Annotated in this window: 18 protein-coding genes, 1 tRNA gene and 1 other RNA gene; 12 read left to right on the forward strand and 8 right to left on the reverse strand. The window is 68.1% G+C overall.

Going from position 1 to position 19,072, the window contains the following annotated elements; genetic code table 11:
- Both AA75_RS03400 and ffs read right to left on the reverse strand, forming a co-directional pair.
- Positions 1-1,310 (reverse strand): DNA polymerase III subunit gamma and tau (locus AA75_RS03400; protein ID WP_033818204.1); only part of this gene is annotated, 1,310 nt, incomplete at its 3' end.
- 106 nt (positions 1,311-1,416) lie between these two features.
- Positions 1,417-1,507, reverse strand: an RNA gene (gene ffs, locus AA75_RS44725) — signal recognition particle sRNA small type.
- A 131-nt stretch (positions 1,508-1,638) separates the two neighbouring features.
- Between ffs and AA75_RS03405 the strand changes: the two genes are divergently transcribed.
- The 3 genes from AA75_RS03405 to AA75_RS03415 all read left to right on the forward strand — a co-directional run bounded on the left by AA75_RS03405 (position 1,639) and on the right by AA75_RS03415 (position 4,133).
- Positions 1,639-1,726, forward strand: a tRNA-Ser gene (locus AA75_RS03405).
- A gap of 489 nt (positions 1,727-2,215) precedes the next feature.
- A complete protein-coding gene (locus AA75_RS03410; protein ID WP_149037913.1) occupies positions 2,216-2,962 on the forward strand; it encodes a hypothetical protein in 747 nt (248 codons plus the stop codon).
- Complete coding sequence (locus AA75_RS03415; RefSeq protein ID WP_255369494.1) at positions 2,952-4,133, forward strand: XRE family transcriptional regulator; 1,182 nt, start codon at positions 2,952-2,954, stop codon at positions 4,131-4,133. The genes AA75_RS03410 and AA75_RS03415 overlap by 11 nt, the downstream gene beginning before the upstream one ends.
- Before the next feature lie 191 nt (positions 4,134-4,324).
- Here the strand turns inward: AA75_RS03415 and AA75_RS03420 are convergent, their stop codons facing one another.
- The 3 genes from AA75_RS03420 to AA75_RS03430 form a co-directional block, all read right to left on the reverse strand.
- A complete protein-coding gene (locus AA75_RS03420) occupies positions 4,325-5,569 on the reverse strand; it encodes a site-specific integrase (RefSeq protein ID WP_033818206.1) in 1,245 nt (414 codons plus the stop codon).
- Positions 5,570-5,579: 10 nt separating this feature from the next.
- Positions 5,580-5,885 (reverse strand): helix-turn-helix domain-containing protein, encoded by a 306-nt coding sequence (locus AA75_RS03425; RefSeq protein ID WP_033818207.1) that lies wholly within the window; start codon positions 5,883-5,885, stop codon positions 5,580-5,582.
- Between the two features lie 337 nt (positions 5,886-6,222).
- A complete protein-coding gene (locus AA75_RS03430; RefSeq protein ID WP_051811741.1) occupies positions 6,223-6,744 on the reverse strand; it encodes a helix-turn-helix domain-containing protein in 522 nt (173 codons plus the stop codon).
- A 257-nt stretch (positions 6,745-7,001) separates the two neighbouring features.
- Here AA75_RS03430 and AA75_RS03435 point away from each other — a divergent pair, with 257 nt between their 5' ends.
- Positions 7,002-8,564 (forward strand): DnaB-like helicase N-terminal domain-containing protein, encoded by a 1,563-nt coding sequence (locus tag AA75_RS03435; RefSeq protein ID WP_304441481.1) that lies wholly within the window; start codon positions 7,002-7,004, stop codon positions 8,562-8,564.
- Positions 8,565-9,321: 757 nt separating this feature from the next.
- On the opposite strand, the gene AA75_RS03440 is transcribed toward AA75_RS03435, so the two are convergent.
- Entirely contained in the window at positions 9,322-9,813 is a 492-nt protein-coding gene (locus AA75_RS03440; RefSeq protein ID WP_033818208.1) for a TrmO family methyltransferase, read from the reverse strand.
- A 13-nt stretch (positions 9,814-9,826) separates the two neighbouring features.
- Positions 9,827-11,209 carry a hypothetical protein gene (locus AA75_RS03445; RefSeq protein ID WP_033818209.1) on the reverse strand — a complete coding sequence of 461 codons (1,383 nt, stop codon included), beginning with the start codon at positions 11,207-11,209 and terminating at the stop codon, positions 9,827-9,829.
- A gap of 216 nt (positions 11,210-11,425) precedes the next feature.
- Between AA75_RS03445 and AA75_RS03450 the strand changes: the two genes are divergently transcribed.
- The 4 genes from AA75_RS03450 to AA75_RS03460 all read left to right on the forward strand — a co-directional run bounded on the left by AA75_RS03450 (position 11,426) and on the right by AA75_RS03460 (position 13,098).
- Positions 11,426-11,662 (forward strand): hypothetical protein, encoded by a 237-nt coding sequence (locus AA75_RS03450; protein WP_033818210.1) that lies wholly within the window; start codon positions 11,426-11,428, stop codon positions 11,660-11,662.
- Positions 11,659-11,808 carry a hypothetical protein gene (locus tag AA75_RS48980; RefSeq protein WP_158515434.1) on the forward strand — a complete coding sequence of 50 codons (150 nt, stop codon included), beginning with the start codon at positions 11,659-11,661 and terminating at the stop codon, positions 11,806-11,808. Before AA75_RS03450 ends, AA75_RS48980 begins: the two co-directional genes overlap by 4 nt.
- Positions 11,805-12,008 (forward strand): hypothetical protein, encoded by a 204-nt coding sequence (locus tag AA75_RS03455; RefSeq protein WP_033818211.1) that lies wholly within the window; start codon positions 11,805-11,807, stop codon positions 12,006-12,008. Before AA75_RS48980 ends, AA75_RS03455 begins: the two co-directional genes overlap by 4 nt.
- A gap of 67 nt (positions 12,009-12,075) precedes the next feature.
- Complete coding sequence (locus tag AA75_RS03460) at positions 12,076-13,098, forward strand: NAD(P)-dependent oxidoreductase (RefSeq protein WP_233288908.1); 1,023 nt, start codon at positions 12,076-12,078, stop codon at positions 13,096-13,098.
- Here the strand turns inward: AA75_RS03460 and AA75_RS03465 are convergent.
- The gene (locus AA75_RS03465; RefSeq protein WP_033818213.1) at positions 13,095-13,958 is read right to left on the reverse strand and encodes a glycosyltransferase family 2 protein; all 864 of its coding nucleotides are present in this window, start codon (positions 13,956-13,958) and stop codon (positions 13,095-13,097) included. The two genes, AA75_RS03460 and AA75_RS03465, sit on opposite strands and share 4 nt — an antisense overlap.
- A gap of 28 nt (positions 13,959-13,986) precedes the next feature.
- Here AA75_RS03465 and AA75_RS03470 point away from each other — a divergent pair, with 28 nt between their 5' ends.
- The 4 genes from AA75_RS03470 to AA75_RS03485 all read left to right on the forward strand — a co-directional run bounded on the left by AA75_RS03470 (position 13,987) and on the right by AA75_RS03485 (position 19,040).
- Positions 13,987-14,748 carry a hypothetical protein gene (locus tag AA75_RS03470; RefSeq protein WP_051811743.1) on the forward strand — a complete coding sequence of 254 codons (762 nt, stop codon included), beginning with the start codon at positions 13,987-13,989 and terminating at the stop codon, positions 14,746-14,748.
- 10 nt (positions 14,749-14,758) lie between these two features.
- A complete protein-coding gene (locus tag AA75_RS03475; protein WP_051811745.1) occupies positions 14,759-16,114 on the forward strand; it encodes a hypothetical protein in 1,356 nt (451 codons plus the stop codon).
- A 269-nt stretch (positions 16,115-16,383) separates the two neighbouring features.
- Positions 16,384-17,664 (forward strand): hypothetical protein, encoded by a 1,281-nt coding sequence (locus tag AA75_RS03480; protein ID WP_033818214.1) that lies wholly within the window; start codon positions 16,384-16,386, stop codon positions 17,662-17,664.
- A gap of 344 nt (positions 17,665-18,008) precedes the next feature.
- Complete coding sequence (locus AA75_RS03485) at positions 18,009-19,040, forward strand: DUF4041 domain-containing protein (RefSeq protein WP_199520251.1); 1,032 nt, start codon at positions 18,009-18,011, stop codon at positions 19,038-19,040.
- Positions 19,041-19,072: the final 32 nt, after the last annotated feature.

The raw sequence follows: 19,072 nt of genomic DNA on the forward strand, positions 1-19,072 counted from the left end.
GCCTGCGCGGGGGCGGGTGCCTGGGGCGCGGCGGCCGGTACGGGCTGCGCCGCGGGCGGGGCGGCCGGTGCCGGCTGCTGGTACTGCGGCTGGGCCGGCTGGTACTGCGGCGCGGCGGCGAAGCCCCCGGCCGGGGCGGTGAGGGCCCCGGTCGCGGCCCGCCGCTCCAGCTTGTCCAGCCGGGCCTGCAACGACAGCTCGTCGCTGTACGCGCCGGGCAGCATCACCCGGGCGCAGATCAGCTCCAGCTGGAGCCGCGGGGCCGCGTTCCCCCGCATCTCGGTCAGGCCGGTGTTGACGATGTCGGCGGCGCGGCTCAGCTCGGCCGCGCCGAACCCGTCCGCCTGCGCCTGCATGATCGCGACCCGGTCGGCGGGCGCGTCGAGCAGCCCCTTCTCCCCCGCGTCCGGCACGGTGGCGAGGATCACCAGGTCGCGCAGCCGCTCCAGCAGGTCAGTGACGAACCGGCGCGGATCGTGCCCGCCCTCGACCACCCGGTCGATCACCTGGAAGACGGTCGCGCCGTCCTGCGCGGCGAATGCGTCGACCACCTCGTCCAGCAGCGCGGAGTCGGTGTACCCGAGCAGCGCGGTGGCCATCTGGTACGTCACCCCGCCCTCGGTGGCACCGGCCAGCAGCTGGTCCATCACCGACATCGAGTCACGCACCGAGCCGGCGCCGGCCCGCACCACCAGGGGGAAGACCGAGTCCTCGACCTGGATCTGCTCCCGGCCGCAGACCTGGGCCAGGTAGTCGCGCAGCGTGCCGGGCGGCACCAGGCGGAACGGGTAGTGGTGGGTGCGGGAGCGGATCGTCCCGATCACCTTCTCCGGCTCCGTGGTGGCGAAGATGAACTTCAGGTGCTCCGGCGGCTCCTCCACCACCTTCAGCAGCGCGTTGAAGCCGGCCGAGGTCACCATGTGCGCCTCGTCCAGGATGAAGATCTTGTACCGGCTGTGCACGGGCGCGAAGAACGCGCGCTCGCGCAGCTCACGGGCGTCGTCCACACCACCGTGCGAGGCGGCGTCGATCTCGATCACGTCGATCGAGCCGGGCCCGCCGGTCGCCAGGTCGCGGCAGGACTGGCACTCCCCGCACGGGGTCGGCGTCGGGCCCTGCTCGCAGTTGAGACAGCGGGCGAGGATGCGCGCGCTGGTCGTCTTGCCGCAGCCGCGGGGGCCGCTGAAGAGGTAGGCGTGGTTGACCCTGTTGTTGCGCAGGGCCTGCTGGAGCGGAGCGGTCACGTGCTCCTGCCCGATGACCTCCGCGAAGGTCTCCGGGCGGTAGCGGCGGTACAGGGCTAGGGACACGCCACCGACGATATCGGGCGGGACAGACAAACGCGTCGCCCCGCAGGCCACCCCCCTACTGCCAGACCCCGAACCCTGCACCCGGCCGGACCCGGTCCGGGAACGCAAGGACCCCTCGTGCACCCGCCAGAGCCCTCCTACCCTTGCTGCCTTCCGGCCCTGGGGGGGTTCAGAGAGATAACGCCACACGAGGGGCTGGCACCAGAGTAGCGGATCCCCGCCCCGACCTGTACCGCCACCCCGCATCCACGATCCGCAGGCAGCCACCCGTGACCACCTGCGGATAGCTGGTCGCGAGCACCCCGGAACATGTACTAAGCTCTCCCACGGAGGATTCGCCTAGAGGCCTAGGGCGCACGCTTGGAAAGCGTGTTGGGGGCAACCCCTCACGAGTTCGAATCTCGTATCCTCCGCCATGGCTCACCAGCCATAACGAAGGCCCCGACCGCCCAGCGGTCGGGGCCTTCGTCGTGCCGTGGTCTCAGTTTTGGTCTCAGTTGCCTGGAAGAGACCCGCCACAGGTCCAAATATGGACCCCCGGGCATCGCAGTCGCGCGGAGCCGCCGAGTAGATGCCCCACCGCATCCCCGGTCAACGCCGACCAACGGCGAGCTGGGCAACGCCGATCGTCTGATCCAAGGCCCGTCTGGCAACTGTGCGCACCACACTGACGTCACCCAGCGCCTCAGCGACCCGGCCCGGCACTCCGCAGTCCATGCTCCGACCGGAGCACCGCCCCTGCCGGATCAGGCTTACCTTCGAGCACATGCGGGCCGGAGCCACCACTTGCCAGTCCACCCAGCCGCCAGAGTGTCGGATTGACGCGGAAACTAAAGTGCTGCACCATGACCTAAGCACTTCGGTAAAGTCCCGTCGCTACCCCTGCTAACTCGGGAGTGGTCACCTTGCCACTGCACAGTTCTCGGTTCGACCAGCTGGTGGGCGAGCCCGCACAGCGCGTACGTCGCCATCTGGCCTGGGCACTGCGCACCGGCAATCAGGAAGCCGTCGAAGCCTTCAAATTCAGCAGATACAGCGATGGCCACACCTTCGGAACTAACCGCTGGAGGTTCTGTGTCGGCGCACTGAAGGACAAGGACCGCTTGGCCGAGTACCTACCGGAAGCACACCCGCTGCGCGTCCAGAGCACGTTCATGCTGGCGGTGGGCGGTGCCGTCGTCTACCCCGTCTGCTACGCGAACGACGCCACCTCGGACGTGCGGGAGATGAGAGTCCGCACCTCGCAGATCCGCCAGGAGATGTTCGCCGCCTATGGTCGGCTCGCTCCCCAAGTCCAGACGGCTTTGCAAATCCGCGAGGGCATCGAGGGCGTCGAGTGGGTTCTGGAGGATCTCAACGAGGCACCCGAAGAGTTGCCCGACCAGCCCAAGATGGTGCTACTCGCCTACGCCAGCAATCGCGCTGGCGGCCTGCTCAACTGCTTTGTCGGGGAGGCTACGCTCGACGCCACTGGCGCGGTTAGCTGGGACTGGCTCGAGCCGCTGCCTATCGCAGACGCCGAAGGCGGCACCGGCGGCCTCACTGCCGTCTCTCCGACCGCTCCGACCGGTCCCGGTTTTGGGGCTGGCAAGGAACCCGACCTCCACCTGGAAGACGCGGAAGACACCGCGCACGAAAGCGATGAGCACTAAGCGACCGCACCTGTCCCTGGCGTCGGCCCTGCCGCTGGACCTCTCGTCCTCAGTGGCAGGCGCCTTCGACGGGGCACGACTCACCCAAGCTCGACGCTTGGCGGGCTTGACCAAGAAGGATCTGGCTTCCAAGATCGACGTCACGCCCGCCGCCGTGGGTCAGTACGAGGCGGGCGGCATCCGTCCCCGCCCGGAACAAGTACGGCGCATCGCCGAGGTCCTCGGAATGCCAGCGACGTTCTTCACCGCCGGCCGTCCCCGGGCAGCACTCGACACCGGAGCGGTCCATTTTCGTTCCCTGCGCTCAGCTCCCGCCCGGGAGCGAGAGCGCGGTGTCTCCTTCACGGAACTGGTGTGGGAACTCGCCCACGCGCTGGAAACCTACGTTCGCATGCCCGACGTCGACCTGCCCGGCTGGGACGGCGGCGAAAGCACACCAGGCCTGCCGACCGACCCGCAGCAGGCAGCCCGAGCCCTGCGTAAGCGCTGGGATCTCGGGGACGGCCCCATCCCTCACTTGGTCAGGCTCCTGGAATCCCGGGGGATCCTGGTCACAGTTCTGCCCTACCGCAACCCCGACAGCCGCAAGCTCGATGCCTTCTCCACCACTCACCTCCCCCGGCCCGTCGTGGTACTCAACGACGAGCGCGACGACGTCTATCGGCACCGGTTCAGCTGTGCCCACGAACTCGGCCACCTACTGCTCCACGGTGAAGCTCATCCGGGCGACATCCAACACGAGCGCCAAGCAGACGCGTTCGCTGCTGAGTTCCTGACGCCTGCGGTCAGCCTGATCGGCCAGCTGCCTACCAAGATTGATTTCACCCGTCTCGGTGCGCTGCAGCAGACCTGGGGAGTTTCGCTGGATTCCATGTTGGTCCGCTGCCGTGAACTCGGCCTGCACACCGAAGCGGTGAGTGGTCGGGCCTGGCGCCGCCTCAAGGCCCTGCGCGCCGACGGAATGCTCCCATCAACGCCAGTGAGTAGCTATCCCGGCGAGGTCCCTGTCCTCCTCGAACGGGCCCTCGGCATGGCGCGACGCAAGGGGGTCTCTGTTCAAACTGTTGCAAGGGACCTGCATTGGCCCGAACACCTGGTTCAGCAACTGCTTGAGTACGTGGATCCACGGCCGGCTCTTGATCTCCAGGACGCGCTGGAGCCCACGGAGTAGCGGAGCGCATGGGGCAGGTTGCCCTCAGAACAGACAAGGGAGACCAGCTCTGCGGGCTTCCTACCAACGCAGCAGGCGGGCACTCACGGCCAGATCGAGGAAGTAACAGGCTGGCTCCACCCGATGGCCATAGCGCAGGAACCGTCACCCGGCTGATTTTGTAGCCGGGGCAGACAGCGTTCGTTCAGGCCTCAGGATCCGTCGTCAGCAGCGTGTTCGGCATGCCCTGCATGCCCGCCCCAGAGCAGGCTGCCGATCTTTCGGCCCACGTCGTGCAGCATCGGGTCGGTGACGTGCTGGTAGCGCTTTGCCATCGAGGCCGAGGACCAACCCATGATCGCCATCACGATCCGTTCCGGCACACCGAGGAGCAGGAGGACGGTGGAGGCAGTGTGGCGTGCGTCGTGCAGGCGGCCGTTGCGGACGCCGGCCTCGCGCAGGAGCCGCTTCCAGTGGTGGTAGTCGGTGCTGGGGTTGAGCGGCTGGCCGACCTCGGAGGCGAACACGTAGCCCTTGTCCAGCCAGAGGTCTTGGGCAAGGGCGCGCTCGCGGTCCTGCTCCTCCTTGTGCTGACGGAGGATCCTGGCGAGCTGCTCGGGAAGCGGGACGGGCCGCCTGCCTGCCCTGGACTTCGGGTCTGCGGTCTCGGGGCGGGTCGGGACCTTCTGGAGGCAGAAGCCGGGCTTGCGGCCGCAGTCCTCGCGGCACCCGTGCGTGTACTTGGGTCGCAGGCGGCCTCGCCGGACCCACGCCATCCCCTTGTCGAAGTCGATGTCCGTCCATCGCAGTCCGAGGACCTCGCCCTGCCGCAGGCCGAGCGCGAGGGCGAAGATCCACCGGGCGGAGTTGCGCCGCTTGCGCGCCGTTTCCAGGAGGGCCTGGACCTCCTCGTGCTCGAAGGGCTCGACCTCGTCGTCGTCCAGCTTCGGCGCCTTCGCGATCGTGGCCACGTTGATGGTGAGGTGGCCACGACGGACGGCCTCGCCGAGCGCGACGCGGACGGTGCGGTGCGCCTGGTGGGCGGTTCCGCCCCGCTTTCCGTTGGCCCGCATCTTCTTGTAGAGGCGCTCCAGGTGCTCGGGCTCCAGCTTGACGAGCTTGTGCGCGCCCAGGCCGGGGATGAGGTGGACGCGGACCGCGACCTCGTAGCCGGACAGGGTGTTCTCGCCGACGGAGCCGGGCACGATGTTCGTAATCCAGTGGGTGAGCCAGGTCTTGACCGTCCACTGCTGGCCGGGCTTGCGGACGGTACCCGCGTCCCGGTCCTTTTCAAGCTGCCGGACCTTCTTGGTGACCTCGGCCCGGGTCTTGGCCGTGACGTGGCGGCGGTCGGGCGTGCCGTCGTCCTTGACGCCGACGGTGACGCGACCGTGCCAACGCCCGTCGCCACCCTGGTAGATGGAGGATGCGCCGTTGGGCTGTCGAGACTTCGTCATGCGCTCCCCCTCAGGCCGCGAGTACGACGGCAGCACCGACGGTCCGCACACGAGCGGCCAGGTACTCGTCCAGCGCCTGCGCAGGCACGCGACGAAGGCGGCCGATTGTCACGGACGGGACGTCACCGGAGGCAACGAGGGAGTACATCGTCGTGCGACCGATGCTCAGTCGACGGGCAGCCTCCTCAACGGTGAGCGCGACCAGCGTGTTGTCGGCTGCCAAGCCGTCCTGATCAGCGATCAGGCGGAGGAGCACGTGCTCGGTGGTGCCGAGGGCGTGAGCCACTCGGGAGAGCTCCAACGGTGTTTCGGACATGGGTGTCCTATCCCGACGGCGCTTTCGGCTATGCGCCGCCGTTGTCGATGTTCCAGGGATGGGCGATTGGGTTGTGCGAGGCCGCGTGGCGACCCCCGGCGTTCGTAGCGCCGAGGGGCTGCGGAGGGGCATGACTGGTCGAAGGTTCACGGGCTGGCGAAGCCCGTGGTCGGACCCGGCGGGACGGGACGTTAGCCGCAGATTCCGGCCGCACCAAACTGCCGGACGCCCGGCATGATGCCGGTCATCATCGGATCGGCGACGGGACTGACGTGCTGAGCCAACGGAGTACAACAGGTGCCCTCTGGCAGCCGGGGCCTGCCCTCGGATGCCCTGGCTATGCCTCGGTTCCCGGGTCGGCAAGACCCTCCGCGTCGGGCGAGCCGGACGGGAACTTCGGCGAGCGGTAGTCGTCACCGGCCGCGTCCGCCACGACTCGGGTGATCATCGCTCTGATGAGCTCTTCGAGATTCGGGTGGGCGCGTCCGTAGGCGTCGAGCGCCTCACGGGCCCGGTCCATGTCCTTGCGAGCGGCGACGGACTTCTGCCAGCTCTCGGCCAACTCCGCCAGCAGCCGCTTTACGTGGGCGTTCGCGGCGATCTCGGGTGGTCCGACCAGGTTGTCCAGGGAGATGTCGAAGACCTTGGCGAAGCCGATGGCCTCATCCAGGTTGACCCTTCGACGCGGCTCACCGCTCTCGATGCGCCACACCGCCGACTGGTTGAGCGGGTAGCCGGCCTCGGTCAGGCGCTCGGCAAGCGTGGCGGTACTCCACCCGCGCGCCTCGCGCTCCATCTTGATGCGCCGGGCGACGTTCTCCTCCCCCTCCAGCCGTTGTTGCCGGTCCTCGTCAGCCATGGTCAACCCTCCATGCATCGTCATCAAGCCCATTTGCAATGCGTCGAGCACGACGTTAACGTGATGCAAGATGAAACGCAACTGAGCCGAACCGCATCGGCGAGCCGGGCCAGCCACCCGGCACCACGACGCAAAAGGCCCCCGACGCTACGAACGCCGAGGGCCAAACGCAGAACCTCGAAAACCGCCCATCCCTGGAACAGTCGACAACGGAGGAACCGGGTAGCCGCCCGAATCCTCCGAGTGAGGACACCGCTGTGGACAAGCCTACGGCCCCGCCGCCAGGCCCGTCATCCCACGACCAGCGAAGGGACCGCCGCGCCTCGGACCCCGCCCCCGCGCTCGTCGGCACCACCTCCGGGGAGCCGCCGCACAACATCGACGCCGAACAGGCAGTCCTCGGCGCGTGCATGTTGAAGCACCAGGCGGTGGACCAGGTCCGGGGGACGCTGGACGCGGGCGACTTCTACCGGCCCGCCCACGAGACCATCTGGCGCGCGATCCTCGCCCTGCGCGCCGAGGACGCCCCGACCGACCCCATCGCCCTCGCGGACCACCTGCAAGGCAAGGGAGATCTCTCCCGCGTCGGCGGCTCGTCCTACCTCCACACCCTGGTCACCGTCGCGCCGCCCTCGACGGACAACGCCGACTACTACGCGCAGATCGTGCGCCGCGACGCCCAACTGCGGACCTTGCACACCACTGGCGTCCGCACCGTCCACCACGCGCTGACCCCGGGTGCCGACCCGGACGAGATCCGCACGGCCATCGAGACGGAGATCCGTGCCGAGCGTGAACGCGCCCTGTCCTCCGGCGGTAGCCGCCTGGCCCGCTACATCGTCAACGGCTGGGACTTCGTCACCAAGACCGGCGCGGACAAGGAACCCCTGTGGGGCACCCGCGAACAGACCGCCTGGGCCTCCGGCGAAAGCCTGATGATCGTCGGCGCACCCGGCGTCGGCAAGACCACCCTCGCCCACCAGGTCGTCCTCGCCCGCCTCGGCCTGCAAGCCTCCGTCCTCGACCTGCCCGTCGCCGAGGGCGAGCGCGTCCTCTACCTCGCCATGGACCGCCCCCAGCAGATCGCCCGCGCCATGGCCCGCCGCATCACCCCCGCCGACGAGGCCCACCTGCGCGACCGGCTCACCGTATGGCAGGGACCGCTCCCCGCCACCCTCGACAAAGAACCCGACCTCCTCGCCGAACTCGCCGCCGCCCACCGCGCCGACACCATCGTCATCGACAGCCTCAAGGACGCGGTCAGCACCCTCGTGGACGACTCCCTGGCCGTCGCCTTCAACAACGCCCGCATGCGCGCCCTGCGCGCAGGCGTCCAGATCATGGAACTCCACCACCAGCGCAAGGCCGCCGCCGACGCGCCACGCGGGATGCGACCCACCCTGGACCGGGTGTACGGCTCGACCTGGCTGACCGCCGGAGCGGGCAGCGTCCTGTTCATCGCCGGAGAGGCCGGCGACCCGGCGGTCACCATCCACCACCTCAAGACCGTGACCGGCGAGATCGGCCCCCTCCCGGTCATCCACGACCACCAGCGAGGCACCACCTACGTCGAGCCCACCCTCGACCCCGTCACCATCCTGCGCGCCGCCCCGGACGGCCTGACCACCCGTGACCTGGCGACCACCCTGACCGGCGAAGCCAACCCCGACCGCGCCGACATCGAGAAGGCCCGCCGCCACCTCGACCGCCTCGTCAAGACCGGACTCGCGGTCAAGACCGAAGGCACCGCCGGAGGCGCCGGAGGCGGCCAGCAGGCCCGCTACCGCCCCTCCGCCCGGCACATCACCGCCGTCTCGTAACCGCCACCACGGCGACCGGCGTGACCGGGGGCAACGCAGCGACCGCGCCCCCGGTCAGTCCGTCGTACTGACCGACCCCAGTGACCGAGGCTCCGGTCAGCCGGTCACTCCGACCGACCGAACTGACCGGAGTGCCACGCAGGCCAGCAGCCCGCCGACCTGCTGACCTGCTGACCGGCCCGTCGGACGACCAACGGACGGCACCCACCAGGGCCACCGGGCGGCCAGCCAGTGAGCGGATCACCAGCCCCACCGGGCACCGGCAACCAGGCGCGGATCGTTCACGGGACCGTACACGCACCCCTCCCGCAAAGGGGCCGGTGGAAGCCGTTCACACCGTCCACGCCGAGCAAAGAAACCGCAGGTAGAGCGATCACGGAGGCGTACACGCCGTCCACGCGACCCAGCGTTCACGCGCGAGCCCCCCTTTAGAAGGGGGCTCGCGTGTACGCCCCACCGTGAACGCCCCGCCTTCGAGGAGACTCCAAGCCGCCGCCCGCCGTAACCAGGTAGACCCAGCAACAAGAGATCACCGTGATCCGAATCCTGATCAGACCACCGGAAGCCGGAGCAAGTTGTGGGGTAAGGACTCCTTACCCCGCCCCGCTCCTGGCGGAGCAAGTTGTCGCATTGGACGGTCCTATGGCCCGCCGCCGCACCTGCCCTCGCCCAGGGGTGCGAGAGCAAGCCTGGAACCAGCGGCAGCGGAGAGGCATGGAGCCACCGATGCTCGCGATCGGACAGTCACGGTCCGCCGTCAGTCATTGGCCGTGGGCGCGAAGTAGTCGCGGAGCATGACAGTCGTCCACTCGGGCTGGTGCTGCTCTCCACGAGGTCCCATCTCACCGAACCACGGCTTCACGTCCAAGACCGGCGTGCCGTCGACGGCGTCGAGGTCCTCGACGTGAAGGTCCAGGCCGTCAACCTTGAGCAGGCGGCAGCGTGAGACCCCGAGCCAGTTCAGGCGCCGCATGTTGCGGTGCCCGAAGATCCCGACCTCCGGCCACTCCGGGTTGTCCCGAGGCCGGCGGGCTCCGAGATTCAGGTCGGTCGGGTCGGTCAGGTGGAAACGGAAGACGATCTCCAGGTGCGAGAAGTCCTCAAGCCCCTTGGTCGCGTCGGCGGTGAAGAGGGATCTGTCCAGCCGGATGATCGCCCGGGTGCCGCCCCAGAAGTCGTCTGTGGGTTCGATCCGTCCGCCGACCACGTGGCCGAGTGCCTCGACCTCGAACGTCTCACGGTCTGCCATCAGTGACTCCTCATCAGGCTGTTTCGGTCAGGTACGCGGCAGCGCGTGCGTCGATCTCGCTGATCGCCGCGGTACCGCGCCGCCGGTAGGGGGAGAGCAGAGTACGCATGTCGGCGGCGGCCTGGCGGGTGCGGCCGGACCGTACGCCGTCCATGGCATCGAGCGCCTGCGACCAGGTGGCACAGGCCCGGTCGACGTTGTTCATCTGCGCGTACACGGAGCCGAGATATCCCAGCGTCACCGCGTGAGTGCGGGTGAACTTCGTCGCCTTGCGGGTGCGGACGCTGTGGTGGAACTCGCGCACCGAGCCGTCGAGATCGCCTATGTCGCGCAGGGCGCACGCGGTCTCGTGGGCGAGGCTCGCCTCGCCGAAGAAGAACACCCGGTCCGGCTCGGCGATGTCGTCGCTCGCGGCGGACAGGTCGTCCTCGGCCCGTAGCAGCGCCTTTGCGGCGGCGTTCTTACGTCCGGCGGTGGCCAAGCTCCGGGCGTGGACGACGCCGAGGAGAGCCCGTTCCCGTGGGGAGGCGAGCGCGTATCGGTCGCCGTCGACGGAGGCGGCGGCAAGGTTGAGAGCCTGCTGGTGGTGTCCGAGATCGATGGCTTGGTGCGCCATGGCCCGCAGCACGTGAGCGGCCATCGGCGGATCGCCGGCCTCGGCCGCGAGCTTCACCGCCTCGGCGAAGTACCGCTGCGCTGTCGCGTGCTGGCCGCCGTCGAACGCCATCCAACCCGCCAGGTAGGCGAGTTCGCTGGCTGCGGAGAAGAGATCACGGCGAACACGCTCATCGGTGAACTTACCCCGCAGGTAAGCGGTGACGTCGGTCGCCAGGTACTGCACCACGGACGTCCAGGCGTGACCACCGCCTCGCCGTTGGTCCACTTGGGAGAACAGGGTGGTCATGTCGCGGACGGCTGCGAGGTCGCCAGGGCCGACCCGCCGGGTTGCGGCAGAGCTACGCGCACTGCCCCGTTCGGCCATGCGCTGCCACCAGTCTTCGCCGGGCAGGGAGAGCGCGGCCACCGAGTAGACCGCCACCCCCAGGGCCCGCCTGCGTTCCACGTCCACGTCGGTTCTCCCGAGTTCGGCCAGCGCGCTCAGCGTATCGGCGTCCCAGTCGGGTTTTTGGGGCGCGGGCGCGATCAGGCCGATCTCCTCCAGCGTCACGACCCGTCCGCCGAGCGCGCGGCCCAACGCCTCGGCCAGGAAGGCGCCGACGTTCCCGGCCGGCTGACCGCCGTTCTTCCAGTGCGTGATGCTCGATTTGTTGGTCTCCAAGAGCTCGTCGTGCTCGGCCGCGACCCGCCTGACCAGGCGCGCGATCGCATCGCCAGAGAGCTTCGTCTCGCCGATGACCTTCCGCAGCCGCTCGTTCGGTTCCCTCGTCGGCGCCAAAGCGCACCTCCCTGACGGGCCGTTAAACCGCTTAAACCGCATAGCGTGCCCAACACCGTACTCCCAGTAGCGATTAGGCGGTTCACTAACTGCATGCCGCTCCGCAGAGTGGAGCCGATTCGGGTCCTGGACCCCTGCGAAGCGGCGGCCTGCGGCGGCTCCAGCCATGTCCGGCATCGAGATCCGCCCCGCCAACTCGCGACCCCGGAGACGCTGATGACGACTGCCGACCGCACACCGCACCCGTGGAGCCTCAACATCGCCTCCACGCTCGTGGACCCCATCCGGCCGAACCCGCGCCGATCCACGAGTCCGACGCGGGAGGGCGCCGCCGCGACCAGCAATCGCATGCTGCTGGACGAGCACCGCAGCAAGGACGGGCTGTGCGTCCGGTGCGAGAGCCCCTGGCCCTGCGACGTGACCAGGAGCATCCGCTTCGGGAGCGCCGCGTGAACAGCGCCGAGATCCCCATCCAGGCCGGCAACCGGACAGTCACCTTCGTCCCGAACCGGGAACGCGCCCGCCGACGCGCTTTGGTCCTGCGTCAGCTCGCTGTCGGCCGTCGCCGCCGCAAGCGGCACCGGGAGTCGGCGGCGTGAGCGCTGAGAACTCCCCGGACTTCAAGCTCCCCGAGGACCGCCACCAGGGCCTGTACATCCGCACGTTCAAGCTCGCGGCCGACGGCACCCGGTACGACGACTCCGGCGTAATCACTGTGGATTCGGAACCCGGCGCCTACGCGTACCACCCCTCGGCCACCTGGCCCGCCTGCCGCTGCCCTCAGCACCGCGACATCTGACACGACCATCACCGGCGGCTACCGCGCTTCTGCGGCCCCGCCAACCCCGCGTGAGAGGAAGAACCTGTTGTCCCTCGAACAGCTCTCAGGAAAGACCGTGCTGGTCACCGGAGCCGGTGGCCTCATCGGCAGCCGCATCACGTCCCAGCTCCGCCAGCTCGGCGCCCGCCCCATCTCGGTGTGCAAGCTCGACGCCTACCCACACGAGGTGTACCGCGAGCGGTTCGGCATCGACGCCTCCGACCCGGACTTCATCGTCGGCGACATCGCCGAGCCGGACCTGATGCGCAAGGTGATCTCCGGCTGCGACTACGTGATCCACGCCGCCGCGCTGGCCGACGTGGCGGCCTGCACGCGCCGACCGCTGGACGCCATCGACACCAACATCACCGGCACCCAGCGGGTCCTGGACGCCGTCGCCGCCTCAGACCGGGTGCGCAGGATGGTGTTCGTCTCCTCCGCCAGCGTCTACGGCAACGGCGACCACACTGGCCAGCCCGAGCAGTTCATCGAGGGCACAGCGGTCCAGCCGGTGTCGGTGTACGGCAACAGCAAGGCGTGGGGCGAATACCAGACCGCCGCTGTCCTCGGCGGCGCCGGCATCTCGTACGCCGTGGTGCGGTATTTCTCGGTCTACGGCGAGCCGCAGGTCGTCAAGGAGCGGAGCCACTCCTGGGTGGTCGCCTGGTTCGCCATGCGGGCCGCGCTCGGGCTGCCGCTGCACCTCAACGGCGGCGGTCACCAGATCCGCGACATGGTCCACGTGGACGACATCGCCACCGGCACGCTGTGCGCTCTGGTCGCACCTCGCGCCCACAACAAGACCATCAACATCGGTACCGGAAGCGGCACTTCGATCCGGCAGATCGCCGAACTCGTCCGCAGCCATTACCCGGACGCCCCGCTGGTCGAGACGCCCATGCCACCCGGCGACCCCGAGGGCGGTTACGCCTCCATCCAACGGATGGAGGACCTGCTGGGCTGGAGGCCGACCATCTCCATGACGGAGGGCGTCGCCCGCTACGTGGCCTGGCTGAAGGCCACCCCCGCCGCCATCCCCGACTGGATGCGCCAGGCAGCAGCTGCCTAGATGATCGGCGGCCGGCCCAGCCGGGTCATGGTCCACACCGTGCGCCAGCGCATCGGCTTGCGCCGACCGCACGGTGTGCGCCAGCCCTCGGCGAACCCTGCGAACCACGCCTTCAGCCCGGCCACATCCCGAGTCCGAGCGACGGTGAGCGCCACCCACACCCCGAGGTAGACCGGCACCAGCAGAGCAGGCAGGTGCCGACGCGCCAGGTACACCCGGTTGCGGGCGTTCACCCGGTAGAAGAAGGAGTGCCGGGTCGGGCTGGTACGCGGGTGCTGGAGCAGCAGCTCAGGTACGTAGAGCACCCGCCATCCGGCATCCAGCGCCCGCCATGCCATGTCGGTCTCCTCGTGCGCGAAGAAGAAGGAGTCCGGCCAGTCGCCGACCTGCTCCAGCATCTTCGAGGACAGCGCGTGGCCGCCGCCGAGGAAGCCGGTCACCTCCCCGCCGCGCATCGGATCTCCAGCCCGCAGGCGGGGGACGTGGCGTCGCTGGGTGACGCCGGTCTCGTCCGCGATCCGGAAGCCGACGATCCCCAGCCTGGGGTCGGCCTCGTACAGGGCAGTGATCCGGGCGAGGACGTCGTCCGCGACCAGCAGGCCGTCGTCGTCCAGGTCGACCACCACGTCCACGTCCCGCAGGTGGTCCAGGGCGACGTTCCGGCCGCCGGTCACCCCAAGGTTGTCCGCCAGCTCCACACCCTCGACCCCCGACGGCAGTTCCTGCAGCGCGCACCCGTTGCCGACCACCACGACCTTCGCGGCCTTGACCGTCTGCATCTCCACCGAGGCCAGCAGCTCGGCCAGCTCCTTCGGCCGCGTGCCCATGGTCAGGATCGCCACACCCAGCTTGACGCCCACCGAACCTCTTCCCTTCGAGGAACCAGAGATGACCTCACGAACGCCGGAGCACAGCACCGCGTCGCTCCGAGAACTCGCCGAGAACCGGAGCCTTCCCGCCCATCAGGTCATGGACCAGGACACACTCACCTGGATCGCCAGAAACCGGCCCGAAGCCTCAGCCGCGCCGCCCACCCTGCCACATCCGCCGCTCATGCTGGTACCGAACGCCACCTGGTTCGCGCAGCCCCAGCTCGTCGACTCCATCCACGGCATCCGGCACAACGCCCGCGTCTCCCTGCTCGCCGGTCTGCTCGCCCAGGAGTACGGACTCGACAGCGATCACACCGCCGCCCTGTGCGCCGCCGCAGCGGTCCACGACTGCCGGCGGCGCGACGACCGCGACGATCCCGCACACGGCCGACGGGCAGCACTCTGGTTCACCCGCAACCAGCCCGCCGTGGCCACCATGCTCGGCCGCGAACTCCCGCCCCACCTCTCCCAGCAGGCAGCCGCCGCGATCGGCCTCCACGACGTCCCGTACGCGGACTTCACCTCCCAGCAGAACCTCACCTACCAGCGGGCGCCCCACTTGATCGACCTGCTCAAGGCGGCCGACTGCCTGGACCGCTACCGGCTCCCTCTCGCCCGCTGGTGGCCCGACCCGTCCCACCTGCGCATTGTCATCCCGGCATGGCTCCACCCCGTCGCCTTCGATCTCGTCGTCCGAAGCGAGCAGGCACGGCTCAACGGCGCCACCAACTGCGGAGCGCTCATCCACGCCAGCCAGATCCTCAACCCCCGGCAGTAGGAGGCCGTCCATGCACCACGAGTGGGACAACGCCCACACCGACCACACCAGCAGCGTTACACGGCCCGGCCCCTCCGGCCTCGCCGAGAGCGAAGCCGACTGGCGCCACCACCTCGAACACGGGACGCCCAACGGCTGGCTCCTTAGCGGCAACGCCATGACCAAGACGCTGACCTCCGGACGTCCCATCCACCTGATGCACACCACCGTCGCTCTGGACGCGATCCGCGCCAGCGGGCACCTTTATGCCTCCACCGGCTGCCTGGCCGCGGCCCTCTACTGCGCGCCTCTCACCCCTGAGCCCGCCGGCCTACGCCCCCACAACCTCGGCACCTACCTGCTGGAGACGAAGAAGCACACCCGCACCCTGGTCTTCGAGATCACCCCCGACGCCCCCGTGCCGCCCAAGGGCATCGACTATCTCCGACTGGGCGCCATCCACCTGCGCACCTACCTCACCCACCGCAGCTTCCTCACTGAGCCCGAAGACGCCAAGCTCCGCCGAGCAGTGCTGGACCGGCTCCATGCAGCGGCGCCCTTCCTCGACACCCTCCTCGCCAACGCCGCCGGAAAGCAGACGCCGGAAGCCGAGTTCATCGACCAGCTCGCCGCCACAGTGCCGGCCTTCCCGTTCCTCGGTTACCTCTACTTCGAGGTGCTGTCCGAATACCTGATGCTCCACTCCACAACCCCCGAGACCAAGGCGTGCGCCCAGCTCGGCGAGATGAACAACCGCCTCTACAAGCGGCTTGCCTTCTCGGCGGTCCAGGGCATGGAGCTGCTCTTCGACCTGTCCCGATTCAACCCGGGACAACGCCTTCTCCAGCTCGTCGGAGAGATCGAGGCTGGCCTAGCCCCCGGGGTGGCCGAATTCACCAGGCGGCGACTGTCACACCTGTTCGCCGGCGTCGCACTCTCGCCCGCTCAGGACGCGGCGTCTTTCACCTTCCGTAACTCGGACTTCGACCGCCTCGCCACGACCGCTCCGCACCTGCTGGGCCAGCTCGTCTTCCGCGAGATGCGGATCGTCGACCGCTACCCGCAGCTGTATCTCGCCTTCGAGCAGGCCAAGGCGCTGGAAGCGTGGAGCTACTGGAACGCCGAGGGCATCCCAACACCGTTCAACGGCACAATCCCGAAGGGCGAGATCGGCATCAACCCGGCCTATCCGCGCGCCCGCTGCACCGTTTGGACCGCAGAGACCTGCGAGCGCGGCCTGCTGCACCCGGTCGAGCAGCTCGACGTCACCCTCGCTCCCCGCCTCGCCGAGCTGTCCATGACGGCCATGCGGAGGGACGACACAGGAAGAGCCGCAGGTCACGAGCCAAGCTCGGCCCTGCGATGTGGGGCACCGAAACGTCCATGACCGCCGAGACGGCCGGCACCGCTGCGGACCGCCCCGATCCGGTGCGACGAGGACTACAAACGCGTCTTCTCGGAGGGCGCCCCCATCCGCTTGGCGGTTTCGCGCTCCCGGGGCCGCCGCCACGGGCCTCGGCGTCGTCCACGGCTACCTGCGCGGGGCATAAGCAACCACCCCCTCGATCCTGGGGTTACCCCGCCAGCCGCAGCGATCATCGCTACGGTGAAAGTTGCAGGGTTTGATCCTCGGTACCAGGTCTTGTAGGGGATGTCATGGGCAAACGTCGCGGCTTCTTCGCGGAGATGAACTACCAGGCGCAGCAGGCGGAAAAGCGCCAGCGCCAGCAGCAGGCCGCCGCCCATCGTGCTCACATTGCAGCGCAGCGCCAAGCCGAACACGCCGCGAGGGCATACCACAGCGCACAGGTGGCGGCGGCAAGGGCTTCTGCCGCCGAGAGGAAGGCTGCGGAACGTGAGGCCGCCCGACTCCATGTGGAGTCCAGGCTCGCCGAGGTCGAGTCCATGAACACCGACCTGGCCAGGGAGCTTGCCGACATAGACGGTCTGCTCGCGTGGACCCTGGGCATCGACGACTTCGTCGATCTCGAATCATTGAAGATCTCGAAGGTCGAGCATCCTCCATTCAACCCTGGCACCCTGGCGGTCCCCGCACCTAAAGTTGCAGAGCCAAACTACGCGCCTGAGCCCGTTTATCAGGAGCCAACTGCCCCAAGCGGACTCTCAGCCATGCTTGGCGGAAAGAAGCGGCACCAGCAAGCCATCGTAGAGGCCCACGCCTCCTTTAAGAACGCGCATGGCTATTGGCAGCGCACTATGGCCACCATCCACGACAACTACATCAAAGAAGTTGCTCAGCGCGAACGATTCGAAGCCTCGCGCTTGGCGAAGCTATCCGCCGCCGAGGAGAAATACAAGCAGGAGTGCGAGGAGCGCGAGACTGAGGCATCAGCTCACAATGCTGCGGTCACCAAGCTCATCAACGACCTTGCATTCGATGTCGAATCCGCTATCCAGGAGTACATCGGCATCGTCCTTTCCAACTCAATCTACCCCGATGTTTTCCCGGTCGAATACGACCACGCTTTCAATCTCGCATCCCGAGAGCTTACGCTTACAGTCAGGATTCCGGAACCCTCAGCCATACCCTCAGTGAAGGCGTACCGATACGTCAAGACGAAGGACGAGATTACCTCAACCGACCTGCCCGTTCGCGAAAAGAAGGAGCGGTATGCGAATGCAGTCTGGCAGGTCGCTGTTCGCAGCCTGCATGAAGTCTTCGAGGCCGACCGCGCCGGTAAAGTCCACTCAATCGCGCTGACGATCGGCGTCGATTCAACCGATCCCGCCACCGGTCGGCCAGCGACCGTTCCTCTTGTTATCGTCGCCGCGGACCGCGAGACCTTCAATAGCTTCGACCTGGCCAAGGTGATCCCTCAGGCCACTTTGCAGCACCTCGGCGCTGCAATATCGAAGTCGCCGTTCGATCTGGCTCCGGCAGACACCAATCGCGGCATCCGGGTTCGAGGAAAGTGACAATGCGATTCAACCCACCGCCAGGGTGGCCCACACCGCCCGAAGGCTGGACTCCCCCGCAGGGCTGGAAGCCCGACCCATCCTGGCCGCCCCCACCACCTGGCTGGCAGCTCTTCTTGCCCGACGGCGGGACCGAATCGCACAGTGACGTCAACGGGTCCATGCCCGCACCAAATATCGAGGCTTCCGCGCCCCTGACGCAGGGCTCACCGGTGACCAAGCCAGACCATGCATCTGCCAGTGCACCGACTCCGCCACCGTCCCACGGAGTCGACCCCGCACCGCTGTTGGCCCGAATCGCCGATCTCGAAGCAGCACTCTCCGCCACACAAAGTGGCGCCGACGTGATCGATCTCAGCGACCAGCGCGCTTTGCAGGACGTCGGCATCTACCGCTACCACCATCCCCTGGAAAGCGCGGCGGCTTACAGGGACCGGTTGCGCAGTCTCGAATGCCAGATCGACGACGTCATCAAGAGCAAGCGCGCGATCCTCGCTGCCGACCTGTTCACCTTCGACGGCTCTCTGGCTCGAGGGCGGAAACTTATCGGCGATCTGTCCAAGCTGATGCTACGGGCCTACAACGCCGAGGCCGATAACTGCGTGCGCTCGCTGAGGTCAGGGAACGTGCGCACCGCGCAGAAGCGACTGGAGTCAGCAGTCGCAGCGATCGAGAAGCTCGGGGCGATCATGGAAATGCGAATAAACCCCGAGTATCACGCCCTGCGAGTCGCCGAGCTCGAACTGACCGCTGACTTCCAGATAAAGGTGCAGGAAGAGCGCGAACGCGCACGCCAGGAGCGACAGCTCCTCCGCGAACAGCGCCAGGCCGAACAGGAGCTGGCAGCCGAGAAGGAGCGGCTCGAGAAGGAGAGATCTCACTACATTGGCGTCCTAGCGTCCCTCCGCGCCAAAGGGGACGACGCCGCCGCTACTGAACTCTCCAACCGGCTCGCCGAGATCGAAAAGGCCATCGCAGCCAACGACTACCGCATCGCGAATATCCGCGCCGGCTACGTATACGTCATCTCGAACATCGGCGCATTCGGTCCGAACATCGTCAAGATCGGCATGACCCGCCGCCTCGATCCAATGGACCGCGTCCGGGAGCTCGGCGACGCTTCAGTGCCGTTCCGGTACGACGTCCATGCCCTGTTTTTCTCCGAGGACGCCGTGGCGCTGGAGTCCGAGCTCCACAAGGCGTTCGCCGATCGACGCGTCAACTTCGTCAATGAGCGACGGGAGTTCTTCTTCGCCACACCGTCCGAGGTCCGAGCTCTCCTGGCAGACAGGGTAGGCGGCCTGCTCGAGTTCACAGAGGAACCCGCAGCTCTCGAGTACTTCCAGAGCCGCAGCCGCTGGCCACAACAGGGCTGAACGTGGATCGCGGAGCCTCGTCTATCCGTGGC

This window comes from Kitasatospora sp. MBT63 (genome assembly GCF_000710465.2).
Lineage (GTDB): Bacteria > Actinomycetota > Actinomycetes > Streptomycetales > Streptomycetaceae > Kitasatospora.

Excerpts from the sequence above, each read along its gene's own strand:
- AA75_RS03415 (WP_255369494.1), top strand. The coding sequence starts at position 2,952 with ATGAGCACTAAGCGACCGCACCTGTCCCTGGCGTCGGCCCTGCCGCTG.
- AA75_RS03420 (WP_033818206.1), bottom strand. The coding sequence starts at position 5,569 with ATGACGAAGTCTCGACAGCCCAACGGCGCATCCTCCATCTACCAGGGT.
- AA75_RS03425 (WP_033818207.1), bottom strand. The coding sequence starts at position 5,885 with ATGTCCGAAACACCGTTGGAGCTCTCCCGAGTGGCTCACGCCCTCGGC.
- AA75_RS03430 (WP_051811741.1), bottom strand. The coding sequence starts at position 6,744 with ATGGCTGACGAGGACCGGCAACAACGGCTGGAGGGGGAGGAGAACGTC.
- AA75_RS03440 (WP_033818208.1), bottom strand. The coding sequence starts at position 9,813 with ATGGCAGACCGTGAGACGTTCGAGGTCGAGGCACTCGGCCACGTGGTC.
- AA75_RS03450 (WP_033818210.1), top strand. The coding sequence starts at position 11,426 with ATGACGACTGCCGACCGCACACCGCACCCGTGGAGCCTCAACATCGCC.
- AA75_RS03470 (WP_051811743.1), top strand. The coding sequence starts at position 13,987 with ATGACCTCACGAACGCCGGAGCACAGCACCGCGTCGCTCCGAGAACTC.
- AA75_RS03475 (WP_051811745.1), top strand. The coding sequence starts at position 14,759 with ATGCACCACGAGTGGGACAACGCCCACACCGACCACACCAGCAGCGTT.
- AA75_RS03480 (WP_033818214.1), top strand. The coding sequence starts at position 16,384 with ATGGGCAAACGTCGCGGCTTCTTCGCGGAGATGAACTACCAGGCGCAG.